The sequence below is a fragment of the Methylocaldum marinum genome, assembly GCF_003584645.1.
GTDB lineage: Bacteria > Pseudomonadota > Gammaproteobacteria > Methylococcales > Methylococcaceae > Methylocaldum > Methylocaldum marinum.
In genome coordinates, this window is sequence record NZ_AP017928.1 from 733,010 (window position 1) to 748,504 (window position 15,495).

Consider the following 15,495-nt stretch of genomic DNA (forward strand, 5'->3'; position numbering starts at 1 on the left):
TTGTCATTGTCTTGATTTTAATATTTCCCTTCATCAACGCTTAGCATCGTGGGGGTGCGATATGGCAGCTTCAAATTTTCTTAGTGATAGCCTGAACCTGTATCAAGCATACGATGGTGGTAATCAGCTTGGTGACGCCATGCTTCAGCCAGACTTTTTCGATAGATTAACAGCTTCCTATAGTTTGGCTGCGACTTTGCTAAGCCCAACCCCATTTGGAGTTGGTGCTAATCTAAGTGCAGCATCAATAGACGTTATTGGAAACTGGTTTTCATATACTTTTGGGACCGCGGCTACCGTCAATAACTGTGATGGCGGCAGTGGCTTCTATAATTGTGCAGGCCGCAGTCAAGTTCTATGACGACATCGTCGAAGCCGTGCTTGGTATTCCTGAACACGTCCTTGACGATGCGGCAACGCTTGACCCCTGCGATGATGTGCTCGATGACTACGCGGATGCTCGAGATGAGCCGGTTGGCCTCCTTCTCCTCAGCCGAGAGCGTGCCGCCGCGTGGCTTCTTCTTGGGCTGGTAGATCGTGACCCCGGGCAGTTCGTGTCCTTGGAAGGCGCTGTCGCGGTAAAGCTCGGCCTCGTCGGGGAGGCGCATCCCTTCCTCGTCGCAAATTTTCTGGTCGTGCTTCTTGCCTTCATGCACGGCGCCGAGGTACTTGACTTGCCTGTCCTCCAGGCCGCCCACCAGGTTGTTTTTCACAGTGTGGCATTTTTTTTACCGCTGTAGTGGACACGCTGACCGAGCTTGTCGGCGGGGCGGTTAACGCGCCGTTCCGTACCGTCGATGCCAAGGTCCTGCGGCCGTTCCTTCGCCAGCCTGGACAGCATCTCCTCGGTGAGGCGGGCGGGCCTGTGATCACTAGCCGCAAGGGTCTTGCCAAGCACGGCGGCTAACCGGTGGATCAGGAAATGGGCTTGAGGCTGACTGAGGCCGAACAGATGCGCGATGACCTCCTGCAGGGGGTAAGTCTTCAGGTAGAACAGGATGAACAACAGCCGGTCGGCCATGGTCGCGATCACCGGGGGACGCCCGCCCTTGGAGGCGTCTGTTCCGGTCATTTCTTTCCAGGCGGCCGTAAAGTGGACCAATAGCTCGTCGAATTCGGAAGGCTTCAGGCTGGTCATAGCCATCAAGGTCTTGGGTTTCCCCTTGAGATCTTCGTAGCAAAGCATCGTTCAGGTTCAATCGGTGTTGTAGTCAGTGAGATACGATTATACCGGTTTCCGATAATGTCTAATGAGCATTGCTGGTAATATTAAATCTTATGCGGAAGGTAATTTACAGCCACAAGGCATATTAACCTCAACGTCGGCGATAGTATCAACTATGGCTGCGGTTGCGATCACAATAGGGGCTTCACCTTGGATTGCAGTTGCTGCAGGTCTTTTTGCCGTAGGAACGAGTCTAGAAGGGACGCAGAAAATTTTCAATGAATTACGTGATTATTGGTCTGATCCTTCAAATCTCGAAAACTTAAGTCAAACAATTGACGAGTCAGTATTAAGTCAAATAGGACACTGGCTTGGTCAAAATATACCTACAGCATATGATGTTCAGAGTTGGTGGGAGGGTTTTCTAGAAAGTGGGATCGTTCTAGGGCAGTGGCTTTTAGATTTTCTTATCTCTCCTGCTTATGGCATGGACGAGTCAATCTCGTCCGACTTCCTCGCTGCCCGTGGCTGGGTGGCCCCCCGCCGCGACCCGTTGGTCTTCGACCTGGACGGGGATGGCATCGAGACGGTGGGTCTCAGTGCCACCAATCCGATTCTCTTCGACCACGACGGCGACGGCATCAAACAAGGGACCGGCTGGATCCAGCCGGACGATGCCTTTCTGGTCCTGGACCGGGACGGCAACGGCACCATCGATTCCGGGCGCGAGCTGTTCGGCGATTCCACGCCTTTGAGTACCGGCGGCACGGCGGTCGATGGCTTCGCCGCCTTGGCCCAGGAGGACACCAACGGCGACGGGACAGTCAATGCCAGCGATGCCCGTTTTAGCCAGCTCCGCCTGTGGCGCGACCTCAACCAGGACGGCATCAGCCAATCGGGCGAGCTGTTCACCCTGGTCGAAGCCGGGATTGCCGCCATTCACGTCGCCAAGACGGAGAACAGCCAGGTGTTGGCGGACCGCAACCAGATCGCCGACCTCGGCACCTTTACCCGCACCGACGGCACGGTGGGCACTCTGGGCCAGGTGGCGGACGTGGACCTCGCGAGCGATACCTTCCACCGCACCTTCACCGATCCCGTGCCCTTGACCGAAGCCGCCCTGGCGCTACCGGACATGCAGGGGGCGGGGCTGGTGCGGGATCTCAGGGAAGCGGCGAGCCTCTCCAGCGAAGTTGCGGCGACGCTGTCGGCGATGACGACCGACACCACCCGAGCTCAGTTCATCGCCCATGCGAACACCTTGATCGACCAATGGGCGGCGACTTCGACCCTGCAGAATTCCTACGACCTCGCGACCCAGCAAAATCTCGATCTGACCTTTCTGCCACCCGGGGTTACGGCGGAAGAAGCGTATTTCGTCCTGCATGAAGACGACTTTGGCGGTCTTGATACCGGTACTCCAACCCTCGTAATCAGCGATGAGCGCAAGGCGGAAATCCGGGCCCAAATCGCCGAGATCGAACACCTGATCAAGGTGCTCGAACCATTTAACGGCCAAAACTTCATCCAATTCGCCGACGGCCAAGCCACGGATACCACCGTGGGGGTTGTCGCGTGGATCGACGGTGGGTCGGGCGGCAGTTCGATTGGCTGGGCACCGGTCCCCGGCGGCCGTACACCAGTTTTTGGCACATTCGAGCAAGGCAGGCTGGATCTCCTGAGGCAAAGCTACGAGGCGCTGAAACAATCGGTGTACCAAGGTTTGGCCTTGCAGACCTGGCTCAAGCCGTATCTCGATGCGGTGAGTTTCACGGTCACCGAGACCGGGTTGACCCTGGACTTCAGCGCCCTGGATGCCCGGCTCGACACACTCTATCAAACCGATGCCGGCAACGCCCTGACCGATCTGATCGAACTCAACCGCTACGCCGGCGACAGCTTAAGGAACTCGGGCTGGATCGGGCTCGAGACCCTGCGGACCTGGGTCGATGGCGCGGTCGGCAATGCGGGGCTTGAAGCCATACTCCAGAATCTTCATGTGGCCCGGGGTAGTGGCAACGTCGCCGGTACGGCCACGGGCGATATCCTGTTCGGTGGGAGCACGAATGATGTGCTGGATGGCCAAGCCGGCAACGATATTCTTGAAGGAGGTGGCGGCAACGACACCCTGTACGGGCGGGGGGGTAACGACACCCTGCTGGGCGGCGAGGGCAATGATTATCTCTATGGCGAGGCCGGCGACGACGTCTTGGAGGGCGGGGCGGGCACCGACACCCTCTCGGGCGGCCTGGGCAACGACACCTACCGGTTCGGTTTGGGCGATTGGCAGGATACGATCTATTCGGATTACGACACCACGGCGGGCAAGCTTAACGTGCTGCAGTTCAAGGAGGGGGTGGCGGCCAGCGACGTGCGGTTGAGCACCTCGGGCGACTCGCTGGTGATCAAGCTGGCGGGCACCACCGACCAGATCACGGTGCAGAACTTCCTGTACCAGGACGATCCCAGCAACGCCTACAACCCGCTGCAGCAGATCACGTTTGCCGACGGTACGGTCTGGGGTCTGGCCGACATCCAGGCCAAGCTGTACGCGGGCACGGACAACGCGGAGACGCTCAGCGGCACGGTGGAGGCCGACACCATCACCGGTCAGGGTGGTGCGGACAGCTTGTATGGCCAGGCGGGCGACGACACACTCGACGGCGGGGCGGGGAACGACTACGTTTACGGCGGTGCCGGCAACGATCGGCTGTTGGGCGGCGAGGGCAATGATTATCTCTATGGTGATGCCGGCGACGACGTCTTGGAGGGCGGGGCGGGCACCGACACCCTCTCGGGCGGCCTGGGCAGCGACACCTATCGGTTCGGCCGGGGCAACGGCCAAGATACGATCAGCGATTACGAATCCTCGGCTAATACGGATCAACTGCTGTTCGGTGCGGACATCGCTATCGATCAACTCTGGTTCCGCCACGTGGGGTCAAATCTCGAAGTCAGCGTGATCGGCACTGACGACAAGGCCACCATTTCCAATTGGTATTCCGGATCGGCCTATCATCTCGAGCGGTTCCAAACGGCGGACGGCCAAGCCTTGCTGGATAGCCAAGTGGAAAATCTCGTCACGGCGATGGCGGCCTTTGCTCCGCCTTCGGCGGGACAAACCACGCTGCCGCAGAACTACCAGGACGCCCTCAATTCGGTGATCGCCGCCAACTGGCAGTAAGTCAGAAAGGAGCCCATGGCCTTCGCCGTCTGGCAGTGAAGGCCATTCTTTCGAGTGACTTAGTGATTGTTGAATACAGCTAAAGGACTCCGTCTTACCAGTATTCAATAACGTGAATATAGCTATCCTTGATTTTTAAACTTCGGTGTTTTTTGCGGAAACGCCAGGAAATCGACATGGTTCCCTTCGAGCCCAAAGATGCAAAAAGAAGAACAATCCACGCCAAAGGTGCCGGACACGGGTCTGGTCTGTCTTGTGATGCTGGCCCGCTTTCACGGGATCGGGACCGATCCCGGCCAATTGAGGCATCAGTTCGGGGAAGGCAGTCGTCCATTCGGGATCACCGAGATCTTGCTCGCCGCCAAGCACTTGGGGCTCAAGGCCAAGCGCGTGACGACGGACGCCTCGCGCTTGGCCAACACGCCGCTGCCGGCGCTCGCTATAGCTCAGAACGGTGAGTTCTTCATTCTCGCACGGAGTGAGGCCGAGAAGATCCTGATCCACGACCCCCGAGTCGAGCGGCCGGAGGTTATCGCCCGAAGCGAACTGGAATCGCGCTGGACCGGGACTTTGATACTCTTCACCTCGAGGGCCTCCCTGGCCGGAGAGTTGGCCAAATTCGACTTCACCTGGTTCATTCCGGCGGTGGTCAAATACCGGAAGCTGTTGGGTGAAGTCCTGCTGGTGTCGTTCGTCCTGCAACTGTTCGCCCTAGTAACCCCGCTCTTTTTCCAGGTGGTCATGGACAAGGTGTTGGTGCACCGGGGCCTCACGACCCTAGATGTGATCGTCGTCGGTCTTCTGATCGTCTCGATCTTCGAGGTGGTCTTGAGCGGCCTGCGCAGCTATGTGTTCGCCCATACCACGAGCCGCATCGACGTCGAACTCGGGGCGCGACTCTTCCGGCACCTTTTGAATCTGCCTCTCGCCTATTTTCAGGCCCGGCGGGTCGGGGATTCGGTCGCCCGAGTGCGGGAGCTCGAACATATCCGCTCCTTCCTGACCGGCAACGCCGTGACCCTCGTACTCGACCTGTTTTTCGCGGTGGTGTTCATCGCGGTCATGCTGTACTACAGCGGCTGGCTGACCCTGGTCGTGGTGGGCTCCTTGCCGCTTTACGCCCTGCTTTCGCTGTCGGTTACGCCGCTGCTTCGGGCGAGACTCCACGAGAAGTTCAATCGAGGCGCGGAAAATCAGGCGCTGCTCGTGGAAGCGATCGCCGGCATCGACACGGTGAAGGCCATGGCGGTGGAACCTTAGATGACTCGCCGCTGGGACCGCCAGCTCGCAGCGTACGTTTCGGCCAGCTTCAGGACCGCGACCCTGGCCACGGTCGCCCATGAAGGAGTTGCGTTGATCGGGAAGCTGGTGACAGCGGCCACCTTGTGGCTGGGCGCCCGGCTGGTCATCGATGGCGAGTTGACCGTCGGCCAGCTCGTCGCTTTCAACATGTTGGCGGGCCGGGTGTCGCAGCCCATCATGCGGCTGGCCCAGCTGTGGACGGATTTCCAGCAAACCGGCATCTCGGTTCAACGGCTGGGCGATATCCTCAATACCCGCACCGAACTGTCGTCCGGCAACCGCTCGACCCTACCGCCCGTGCAGGGACGAATCGAGTTCGACCGGGTGAGTTTCCGCTACCGGCCCGATGGCCCGGAAGTGCTGCGGGAGGTGAGCCTTTCAATTCTGCCGGGACAGGTCATCGGCATCGTCGGTCGCTCCGGGTCGGGCAAGAGCACCTTGACCAAACTCGTCCAGCGCCTTTACGTGCCCGAACGCGGTCGTATCCTCATCGACGGCATGGACCTGGCGCTGGCCGATCCGTCGTCCTTGCGCCGCCAGATCGGCGTGGTCTTGCAGGAGAACGTCCTTTTCAATGCCACGATTCGGGAGAACATCGCCCTGGCCGACCCCGGAATGCCCATGGAAGCGGTGATCGGAGCGGCGAAACTGGCGGGCGCTCACGACTTCATCCTGGAATTGCCCGAAGGCTACGATACGGTCGTGGGGGAGCACGGGGCGACCCTGTCGGGCGGTCAGCGCCAACGGATCGCCATCGCCCGGGCTCTCGTCGCGAATCCGCGCATCCTCATTTTCGACGAGGCCACCAGCGCCCTGGATTATGAGTCAGAGCGCATCATCCAGAACAACATGAAGGCGATCTGCCGGGGACGGACCGTCATCATCATCGCTCACCGGTTGTCCGCCGTGCGCCAGGCCCACCGCATCCTGGTCCTCGACCACGGTCAGCTCGTGGAAGAGGGCACCCATGACGAACTCCTGACCCACCAGGCCGGGCACTATGCCCGGCTGCATCGCCTGCAACAGGCTTGACCGGCGATGCGGCTACACGCCATGTCGGATCTGATCCGGCGCTACGGACAGGTGTTTCGCCAAGCCTGGGCGGAGCGCAAACGGCTCGATCCGCCGCCGCGGCTTCCTCACGAGGCCGAATTCTTGCCCGCCGCCCTCGCCTTGCAAGAAACGCCGGTGTCTCCGGCACCTCGTGTTTTCATGTGGCTGATCATGGCTTTTGCGGCGACCGCGTTGTTGTGGTCCATCGTCGGACAGGTCGATGTCGTGGCAAGCGCGGAGGGCAAGATCATCCCCGATGACCGAACCAAGATCGTTCAGCCGATGGAGACGGCGAAGGTGACGGCCATCCATATCAGGGACGGCCAGAGCGTCGAGGCCGGCGAAGTGTTGATCGAACTGGATCCCACCATGGCGCAAGCCGACACCGACCGCATCGCCAACGACCTGCTGACGGCGCGGCTGGACGCGGCCCGAGCCAAAGCCCTGCTGGAGGCCATAGAAAGCAAAAGGCTGACATCGATCGGGATCGAAGGCCTCGATGAAAGCCGGCTGGCGGCCGAGCGGCGTCTTCTGGAAGGGCAGTACCTCGAATACCGCGCGAAGCTCAAGCAATTGGAAGCCGAGATCGCCCGGCGAACGGCCGAGGAACGCGCCACTCGGGAACTCGTGCGGAAACCGGAACAAACCCTGCCGATCACGCGGGAGCGGGCGGAAGATTACCGGGGACTGCGGAAGAGGAATTTCGTCTCCAAGCATGCTTATCTCGAACTGGAGCAGGTCCGTATCGAACAGGAGCGGGACTTGGCCGCGCAACAAGCCAAACTGGCGGAAATTCAGGCCGCTCTCGCGGAAAGCCGGCAGCAGCGGGAAGCGCTCATCGCCGAAACGCGCCGTGTGGCTCTGGATAAGCTCCACGAGGCGGAGCAGCGAGTGACCGATCTGACCCAGGAACTCATCAAGGCCGAAACCCGCGGCGCTTCATGACCCTCGCGGCTCCCGTCGACGGTGTGGTGCAGCAACTGGCGGTGCACACGGTGGGCGGCGTCGTCACGCCGGCCCAGCCGCTTCTCGTTATCGTGCCCCGCGACAATCCGCTGGAAGTGGAAGCGTTTATCCAAAACAAGGACATCGGCTTCGTCAACGCCGGGCAGGAAGCCGAAGTCAAAATCGAGACCTTTCCGTTCACCAAGTACGGTACAATTCCGGCAAAGGTTATGCAGGTGTCCAACGATGCCATTCAGGACGAGAAACGGGGGCTGATCTATGCCGCTCGAGTGGCTTTGTCGCATGCCACGATGGTGGTGGAGGAAAAGGCGGTGAACCTGACCCCGGGTATGGCGGTCACCGTAGAGATCAAGACGGGCAAGCGGCGCTTGATCGAGTATTTCCTGAGTCCGTTGTTGCAGTATGAGGACGAAAGTCTCAGAGAGCGTTAGGCTTTCATGTTGCGATCGACCGTATCCCATCCGCCGCGGCTTGACGGGTTGTGTGAATCCGAGTACCGTTATCGGCTATTTTAATTTTATTGTCTTGATCGGAGCGGGCGTTTTCGAAACGCCTAATTCTTTTTTGGGGTGTTAAAACCGTGGAGCTCAGCGGCGCGGAAATCCTAGTCCAAAGTCTTAAGGACGAAGGAGTTGAATATATTTTCGGTTACCCCGGCGGGGCCGTATTGCACATTTACGACGCCCTGTTCAAACAGGAAGACGTCAAGCACATCCTGGTGCGCCACGAACAGGGCGCGACCCATGCCGCGGACGGTTACGCCCGCTCGACCGGCAAGCCGGGCGTGGTGCTGGTGACCTCCGGTCCCGGCGCCACCAATGCGGTCACCGGGATCGCGACGGCCTATATGGATTCGATCCCGATGGTGATCATCACCGGCCAGGTGCCTCTGCCGGTTATCGGCAGCGACGCTTTCCAGGAGTGTGACACCGTGGGCATCACTCGGCCTTGCGTAAAGCATAACTTCCTGGTGAAGGACGTGCACAAGCTGGCTGAGACCATCAAGAAAGCGTTCTACATCGCCACCACCGGCCGGCCCGGTCCCGTCGTGGTCGACGTTCCGAAGGACGTGACCGACCCGAATATCAAGATTTCCTACGAGTACCCGAGCTCGGTCTCGGTCCGCTCCTATAACCCGAACGTCAAGGGACACCGCTGGCAGATCAAGAAGGCGGTCGATCTTTTGCTTTCGGCGAGGCGGCCGATGATCTACTCGGGAGGCGGCGTTATTTTGGGCAATGCCTCAGAGCAGCTGACGGAATTCACCCGCATGCTCGGTTTTCCCATCACGAATACCTTGATGGGGCTGGGAGCCTATCCGGCCACCGATCGGCAGTTTCTGGGCATGCTGGGCATGCACGGAACTTACGAGGCGAATATGGCGATGCACGAATGCGATGTGCTTTTCGCCGTCGGTGCTCGCTTCGACGACCGGGTGACCGGCAAGCTCGCTCAGTTTTGCCCGCATGCGAAGATCATTCACATCGATGTCGATCCGGCGTCGATCTCCAAGACGGTGCGCGTCGATATTCCCATCGTCGGTGAAGTCGCCCCGGTGCTCGACGACATGATCGAGATGCTGCGGAGCAGCGACAAACGGCCCGACGAGGCAGCTCTCAACGCGTGGTGGGAGCAAATCGCACGCTGGGAATCCCTGGACTGCTTGCGTTACGACCGGAACAGTCAGCTGATCAAGCCGCAGTACGTCATCGAGCAGTTGTACGAAGTCACCAAGGGTGATGCGTTCGTTACGTCCGACGTCGGACAGCATCAGATGTGGACGGCTCAGTTCTACAAATTCGACAAGCCGCGCCGCTGGATCAACTCGGGCGGCCTCGGCACCATGGGATTCGGTCTGCCGGCGGCCATCGGCGTGAAGCTGGCTCACCCCGATGCGGACGTGGCCTGCGTGACCGGGGAGGCGAGCATTCAGATGTGCATTCAGGAGCTGGCGACGGCTCTGCAATACCGGACGCCCATCAAGATCGTCAATCTCAACAACGGTTACATGGGCATGGTTCGCCAATGGCAGGAATTCACCTACGAAAGCCGCTATTCCCATTCCTATCTCGAGACCATTCCCGATTTCGTCAAGCTGGCTGAAGCTTACGGCCATGTCGGCATGCGCATCGAGAATCCGGCGGACGTGCGCCCGGCGCTGGAGGAGGCGCTCAGGCTCAAGGACAGAACCGTTTTCCTGAATTTCCTGACCGATCCGACCGAGAACGTTTATCCCATGATCGAGGCCGGAAAGGCTCACCATGAAATGCGCCTCGCTCCCGGTATGGCCGCGGAAAGGGAGCTCGCCTGATGCGCCATATCATTTCCATCCTGATGGAGAACGAATCGGGGGCGCTGTCGCGGGTGGCTGGGCTTTTTTCCGCGCGCGGATACAACATCGAGTCGTTGACCGTGGCGCCCACGGAGGATGCCTCGTTGTCGCGGATGACGCTGGTTACGACGGGCAGCGACGAGATCATCGAACAGATCACCAAGCAACTCAACAAACTGGTCGATGTGGTCAAACTCATCGATATTTCCGAATCCTCCCACATCGAGCGCGAATTGATGATGGTGAAAGTGCGCGCCGTCGACCGGGCTAGGGAAGAAATCATACGCTTGACCGACATCTTTCGCGGAAAAATCATCGACGTCACGCCTGTGAGCTATGTCATCGAAGTCACCGGCGAAAAATCCAAGCTGGACGCGTTTCTGCAGACGCTCGATCAGGATTCCATCATCGAGGTTGTGCGCTCCGGCACCACGGGCATTCTGCGCGGCGACCGTGGGCTTCATGTCTAGCCGCAATATGAGTTTTTGTTGATGAAATCTCAATGCGTTTCTGGGTGGCTCTGTTGTTTGCAGGGATGAGAATTAAATATTAAAATCCAGGGTTTTCTTTGGGTATTGTCCAGGTATGAGTTCTGAATGATAAGGAGATATCCTTGACCATACAGAGCGGTAAATTTCTTTTTTTGGTATTTGCTGTCCTGTACTGTTTTTGGTTTTCAATACATGCCGCGGAAAAACAAAATACGCCAAAAAATATCTACGATATCGTTTCTAAACTGTCAAATTCCAAGTTGGTTTTAGGTGGTGACAAAAATTACATTGTGACGTCAGCTGCTGAAGGCCCGGCTTGGAAAATAATCTTTGCCGACTGTGATAGTAAGTATACCTGTCGGAGCATGACTTTCTACGCTTCCCTTTCTGTCGCAAATGCCGGTTTGGAGGACGTGAACAGGTTTAACGAATCGGTAAGATATACGAGGGTCACCTTGGATTCGGTAGATCAAATAGCGTTGCAAATGGATGTGTTTCTGGGAAACGAAGTCAAGGAGGATGTGATCGCTTATCTATTCGAAAGATGGCTTTACGATATTAAGAGGGTCACGGAAATATTTGGGAGAAAGCAATAACATGCCGACACCTAAAGAGTTCTTGGAAGATGTTATTCGTCCGACCCTCATGGGTATCAACAAGCATAGCATTGTTGCTGAACAGTTACTGCTTGGAACCGCAATTCAAGAAAGTAGACTAAAGTACTTAAACCAGCTTGGTGGTGGTCCTGCCTTGGGTTATTTTCAAATGGAGCCGAATACACATGATGATATATGGAAGAACTACTTGGCTTATAGAAACCATCTAGCTGCAAAAGTTTGTGCTGTTGGAGAGATTTCGACAACGAATTTGCCCGACAGTACTATTTTGGCTTCTAACCACAGGTATGCAGCCGCTATGGCGCGCGTCCATTACCTCAGGGTTCCCGCAACATTGCCTTTGGCTGGCGATATAAACGCTATCGCTGGGTACTGGAAGCAGCACTATAACACCTACGGTGGCAAAGGGACTATCGACGAATTTGTAATTAATTGGCAAAAAGCCGGAGCTGGTGCGCTTTTCTAAACTAAAAAGGTTTCTACTCCGATCATGCCTGATACGGTAGATAGACAGTCCGTCCGCCTACAAGCTTGCATTGCGTGCTGTTGGGCGACGATTTAACCAATTAGCACGACAAATCACGAGGACCATTCATGCAGGTTTATTACGATAAAGATGCCGATCTTTCGATTATTCGGAACAAGATGGTCGCCATTATCGGCTACGGCTCGCAAGGCCACGCTCATGCCAACAACCTGAAAGATTCCGGTGTTTCGGTCATCGTCGCTTTGCGTCCGGGTTCGGCGTCCGCCGTGAAGGCCGAGAACGCGGGATTGACCGTCATGTCGGTGGAAGAGGCGGTGAAACAGGCGGACGTGATCATGGTACTCGCTCCGGACGAACACCAGGCCAAGCTCTATTCCGAGCAGATCGAGCCGAACATCAAGCAAGGCGCGGCCTTGGCGTTCGCCCACGGGTTCAACATCCATTTCGAGCAGATCCAGCCGCGCGCCGACTTGGACGTGATCATGGTCGCGCCGAAAGGCCCCGGCCATCTGGTGCGCTCGACCTACACCCAGGGCGGCGGCGTACCGTCGCTGATCGCGGTTTATCAGAACGCTTCGGGACAGGCCAAGGAGATCGCCTTGTCCTATGCTTCGGCCAACGGCGGCGGACGCGCCGGCATCATCGAAACCACCTTCCGCGAAGAGACCGAGACCGACCTGTTCGGCGAGCAGGCCGTGCTGTGCGGCGGAGCGACGGCGCTCGTGCAGGCCGGGTTCGAAACCCTGGTGGAAGCCGGTTACGCCCCGGAGATGGCTTATTTCGAATGCTTGCATGAACTGAAACTAATCGTCGATCTGATGTATGAAGGCGGCATTGCCAACATGCGCTATTCGATCTCCAATACCGCCGAATACGGTGATCTGACCCGTGGTCCGCGCGTCGTCACCGAGGAAACCAAAAAGGAGATGAAGAAGATTCTCGGCGAAATTCAGCGTGGTGAGTTCGCCCGCGAATTCATCCTGGAGAATCAGGCGGGTTGCGCCACGTTGAAGGCCAAGCGGCGTCTCGGGCGCGAGCATCCGATCGAGCAGGTCGGCGCCAAGCTGCGCGACATGATGCCCTGGATCAAAGCCAACAAAATCGTCGACAAGAGCAAGAACTGAGTTTTGCCACGGATCAGCGCGAGCCGCCCGGCTTGCGCCGGACGCCGGATTGGCGGCGGGTTGTGCTATGCTAGCCCGCACGATTGCTAGGTTCAACGTAAAGCGGGACTATGGAAGAACAAATCCCTCCTGCGAGGCGGCGGCGCGGTATTTATTTGTTACCGAATCTGTTCACGACGGCGGCGCTTTTTGCCGGCTTTTACGCCATCACGGCCGCGTTTAACGGACGCTTCGAACTGGCCGCCGTATCCATTTTCATCGCCATGATTCTGGACGGTCTCGATGGCCGGGTGGCGCGTCTGACCAATACGCAAAGTGCATTCGGGGCCGAATACGACAGCATGGCCGACATGATTTCCTTCGGCGCGGCCCCGGCTCTGGTTGCCTATATCTGGTCGCTGGCGACCCTGGGCAAGATCGGGTGGGTTGCGGCTTTCGTGCACGCCGCAGGCGCCGCTCTCCGCCTGGCGCGTTTCAATACCCAGATCGCGACCGCGGACAAGCGGTATTTCCAAGGCCTGCCGAGTCCCTCGGCTGCGGCGATTCTGGCCGGCTTCATCTGGTTTAGCGAAACCTTGGATTTGAGCGGCGAGGCCATGCGCTATGTTTCGCTCGGACTGGCCCTGATGACGGGTTTGCTGATGGTCAGCAACTTCCGTTATTACAGCTTCAAGGACGTGGATCTCCGGGGGCGGGTGCCGTTCATGTGGGCCATACTCGTGATGCTGGTATTCGCCTTCATCTTCACCAATCCACCCCTGATGCTGTTCGTCATGTTTACGGCTTACGCAGTTTCGGGGCCGGTGCTGACCCTGATCGGGCGGCGCAAGATGCGGAGCGAGCGTCGAACCTGAGAGTGGTGGATCTGCCGGACCCGGAGTTCGGTTGGATGACAGGAAAGCTATCCCCGTGGTGGTGCTTGTACGATGTGGGGATGAGTAATATAGTTGCTCAAAAGGCAGCCCAAATCCATGTATCCGATCGCCAGTCCCGAACGCTGTAAACTGCACCGAACACTCGGTCCTGTCAGCGCTTTTTGCCGCTCTGAATTCCTCGACTTTCGGCGTCTCCGCCTCCTGCCCTGAGGGGCAGCAGACTCGACGCATTCCAAAATCCTTGGCGCGAAAAGACACGGTGGTCCTCCCGAAGAGAGGCCGTGAAAGATTAACGAGGTTTTATCATGAGCGACAAACTCATCATTTTCGATACGACGTTGCGCGACGGCGAGCAGAGTCCCGGGGCCTCCATGACGAAGGAGGAGAAGGTGCGCATTGCCAAGTCGCTGGAACGTTTGCGGGTGGATGTGATCGAGGCCGGATTTCCGGCGGCCAGTCCCGGCGATTTCGAATCGGTGCAGGCCGTGGCCCGTACGATCAGGGAAAGTACCATATGCGGATTGGCGCGAGCTCTGGATCGAGATATCGATCGGGCCGGCGAGGCGCTCAAGGAAGCCAGCCGGGCGCGCATCCATACCTTCATTGCGACCTCGCCGATTCATATGCAGCAGAAATTGCGCATGGCACCGGATCAAGTGATCGAGTATGCGATCAAGGCGGTAAAACGGGCAAGGCAATATACCGATGACGTCGAGTTTTCTCCGGAGGATGCCGGGCGCTCGGAAGAAGATTTTCTGTGTCGGATACTCGAAGCCGTCATCGACGCCGGCGCAACGACCTTGAACATCCCGGATACCGTCGGCTACAGCGTTCCGGAGCAATTCGGCGCGACGATCCGCCGGCTGAGGGAGCGGATTCCCAATTCGGACAAGGCGGTTTTTTCCGTGCATTGCCACAACGATCTGGGCTTGGCGGTCGCCAACTCGTTGTCTGCCGTCATGAACGGCGCACGGCAGGTCGAATGTACCATCAACGGCCTGGGCGAGCGCGCCGGCAATGCGGCTTTGGAGGAAATCGTCATGGCGGTCAAGACCCGCAAGGACGTTTTTCCCTGCAGGATCGCGATTGATACCCGCGAGATTGTCGCCTGTTCCAAGCTGGTTTCGAATATTACCGGCTTTCCGGTACAACCCAACAAGGCCATCGTCGGCGCCAATGCGTTCGCGCATGAATCCGGCATTCATCAGGACGGTGTCCTGAAGAGCCGGGAGACTTACGAAATCATGAGCGCCGAGGATGTCGGCTGGACCGCCAACCGCATGGTTCTGGGCAAGCACTCCGGGCGCAATGCGTTTCGGACGCGCATGCAGGAGCTGGGGATCGAATTCGGGTCGGAGACGGAACTGAATGACGCATTTCAGCGCTTCAAGGATCTGGCGGACAAAAAACACGATATTTTCGACGAAGACCTGCAAGCCTTGATTACCGAAGCAGGCGTCGAGGCGGAGGACGAGCGGATAAGGCTGGTTACGCTTCGGGTATGCTCGGAAACCGGCGAAATTCCGTGTGCGCGAGTTGGCCTCAGGATCGAGAACGAGGAAATGACCGGTACTGCCCATGGCAGCGGTGCCGTCGATGCAAGCTTCAAGGCCATCGAGTCCCTGGTCCGTACCGATTCCACCTTGCTGCTGTATTCGGTGAACAACATCACGACCGGCACCGACGCTCAGGGTGAAGTCACGGTTCGGCTGGAAAAAGGCGGCCGTATCGTGAACGGCCAGGGTGCCGATACCGATATCGTGATTGCTTCGGCCAAGGCATACGTCAATGCGGTCAATAAACTGCTGGCGCCTCGGCAACGCATGCATCCGCAAGCGGCCGGTGACGTGTGACGATGTCCGCGTTCCGCGAACATACGCTCTGATCACCGTTCCGCAT

The 15,495-nt window shown here is 58.1% G+C and carries 12 protein-coding genes and 1 pseudogene; 11 read left to right on the forward strand and 2 right to left on the reverse strand.

The annotated features are described in order from the left end of the window. Positions 1–299 precede the first annotated feature (299 nt). Positions 300–713: a transposase family protein gene (locus tag sS8_RS03225; protein WP_119628396.1), complete on the reverse strand. Its 414-nt coding sequence runs from the start codon at positions 711–713 to the stop codon at positions 300–302. Then, positions 710–1,186 (reverse strand): helix-turn-helix domain-containing protein, encoded by a 477-nt coding sequence (locus sS8_RS03230; RefSeq protein ID WP_119628397.1) that lies wholly within the window; start codon positions 1,184–1,186, stop codon positions 710–712. Before sS8_RS03230 ends, sS8_RS03225 begins: the two co-directional genes overlap by 4 nt. Before the next feature lie 466 nt (positions 1,187–1,652). On the opposite strand from sS8_RS03230, the gene sS8_RS29455 reads away from it, so the two are divergent. The 11 genes and pseudogenes from sS8_RS29455 (at position 1,653) to sS8_RS03280 (ending at position 15,449) form a co-directional block, all read left to right on the forward strand. Continuing rightward, a complete protein-coding gene (locus tag sS8_RS29455; protein WP_170160926.1) occupies positions 1,653–4,349 on the forward strand; it encodes a calcium-binding protein in 2,697 nt (898 codons plus the stop codon). A gap of 198 nt (positions 4,350–4,547) precedes the next feature. Then, a pseudogene (locus sS8_RS29785) lies at positions 4,548–6,683 on the forward strand (type I secretion system permease/ATPase). A 21-nt stretch (positions 6,684–6,704) separates the two neighbouring features. Next, a complete protein-coding gene (locus sS8_RS03245) occupies positions 6,705–7,649 on the forward strand; it encodes a putative HlyD family type I secretion protein (protein WP_197716670.1) in 945 nt (314 codons plus the stop codon). After that, complete coding sequence (locus sS8_RS28560) at positions 7,646–8,101, forward strand: HlyD family type I secretion periplasmic adaptor subunit (protein WP_197716671.1); 456 nt, start codon at positions 7,646–7,648, stop codon at positions 8,099–8,101. The genes sS8_RS03245 and sS8_RS28560 overlap by 4 nt, the downstream gene beginning before the upstream one ends. Before the next feature lie 149 nt (positions 8,102–8,250). Continuing rightward, on the forward strand, positions 8,251–9,981 hold the full coding sequence (locus sS8_RS03250; RefSeq protein ID WP_119628399.1) for an acetolactate synthase 3 large subunit: 1,731 nt from the start codon (positions 8,251–8,253) through the stop codon (positions 9,979–9,981). Then, positions 9,981–10,472, forward strand: a complete 492-nt coding sequence (ilvN, locus tag sS8_RS03255; RefSeq protein ID WP_119628400.1) for an acetolactate synthase small subunit — start codon at positions 9,981–9,983, stop codon at positions 10,470–10,472. The genes sS8_RS03250 and ilvN overlap by 1 nt, the downstream gene beginning before the upstream one ends. 143 nt (positions 10,473–10,615) lie before the next feature. Next, a complete protein-coding gene (locus tag sS8_RS03260; RefSeq protein ID WP_170160927.1) occupies positions 10,616–11,089 on the forward strand; it encodes a YbjN domain-containing protein in 474 nt (157 codons plus the stop codon). A 1-nt stretch (position 11,090) separates the two neighbouring features. Further along, positions 11,091–11,576, forward strand: coding sequence for a hypothetical protein (locus tag sS8_RS03265; protein WP_119628402.1), 486 nt, complete (start codon positions 11,091–11,093; stop codon positions 11,574–11,576). Positions 11,577–11,704: 128 nt separating this feature from the next. Further along, positions 11,705–12,721: a ketol-acid reductoisomerase gene (ilvC, locus tag sS8_RS03270; RefSeq protein ID WP_119628403.1), complete on the forward strand. Its 1,017-nt coding sequence runs from the start codon at positions 11,705–11,707 to the stop codon at positions 12,719–12,721. Positions 12,722–12,831: 110 nt separating this feature from the next. Beyond that, positions 12,832–13,575 carry a CDP-diacylglycerol--serine O-phosphatidyltransferase gene (gene pssA, locus sS8_RS03275; protein WP_119628404.1) on the forward strand — a complete coding sequence of 248 codons (744 nt, stop codon included), beginning with the start codon at positions 12,832–12,834 and terminating at the stop codon, positions 13,573–13,575. 326 nt (positions 13,576–13,901) lie between these two features. Next, positions 13,902–15,449: a 2-isopropylmalate synthase gene (locus sS8_RS03280; RefSeq protein WP_119628405.1), complete on the forward strand. Its 1,548-nt coding sequence runs from the start codon at positions 13,902–13,904 to the stop codon at positions 15,447–15,449. The last annotated feature ends 46 nt before the right edge of the window (positions 15,450–15,495 follow it).

What these genes read in the sequence shown, in the direction of transcription:
- sS8_RS03265 (WP_119628402.1), top strand. Translation starts at nt 11,091, where the DNA reads ATGCCGACACCTAAAGAGTTCTTGGAAGATGTTATTCGTCCGACCCTC.
- ilvC (WP_119628403.1), top strand. Translation starts at nt 11,705, where the DNA reads ATGCAGGTTTATTACGATAAAGATGCCGATCTTTCGATTATTCGGAAC.
- sS8_RS29455 (WP_170160926.1), top strand. Translation starts at nt 1,653, where the DNA reads ATGGACGAGTCAATCTCGTCCGACTTCCTCGCTGCCCGTGGCTGGGTG.
- sS8_RS28560 (WP_197716671.1), top strand. Translation starts at nt 7,646, where the DNA reads ATGACCCTCGCGGCTCCCGTCGACGGTGTGGTGCAGCAACTGGCGGTG.
- sS8_RS03245 (WP_197716670.1), top strand. Translation starts at nt 6,705, where the DNA reads ATGTCGGATCTGATCCGGCGCTACGGACAGGTGTTTCGCCAAGCCTGG.
- pssA (WP_119628404.1), top strand. Translation starts at nt 12,832, where the DNA reads ATGGAAGAACAAATCCCTCCTGCGAGGCGGCGGCGCGGTATTTATTTG.
- ilvN (WP_119628400.1), top strand. Translation starts at nt 9,981, where the DNA reads ATGCGCCATATCATTTCCATCCTGATGGAGAACGAATCGGGGGCGCTG.
- sS8_RS03230 (WP_119628397.1), bottom strand. Translation starts at nt 1,186, where the DNA reads ATGCTTTGCTACGAAGATCTCAAGGGGAAACCCAAGACCTTGATGGCT.
- sS8_RS03280 (WP_119628405.1), top strand. Translation starts at nt 13,902, where the DNA reads ATGAGCGACAAACTCATCATTTTCGATACGACGTTGCGCGACGGCGAG.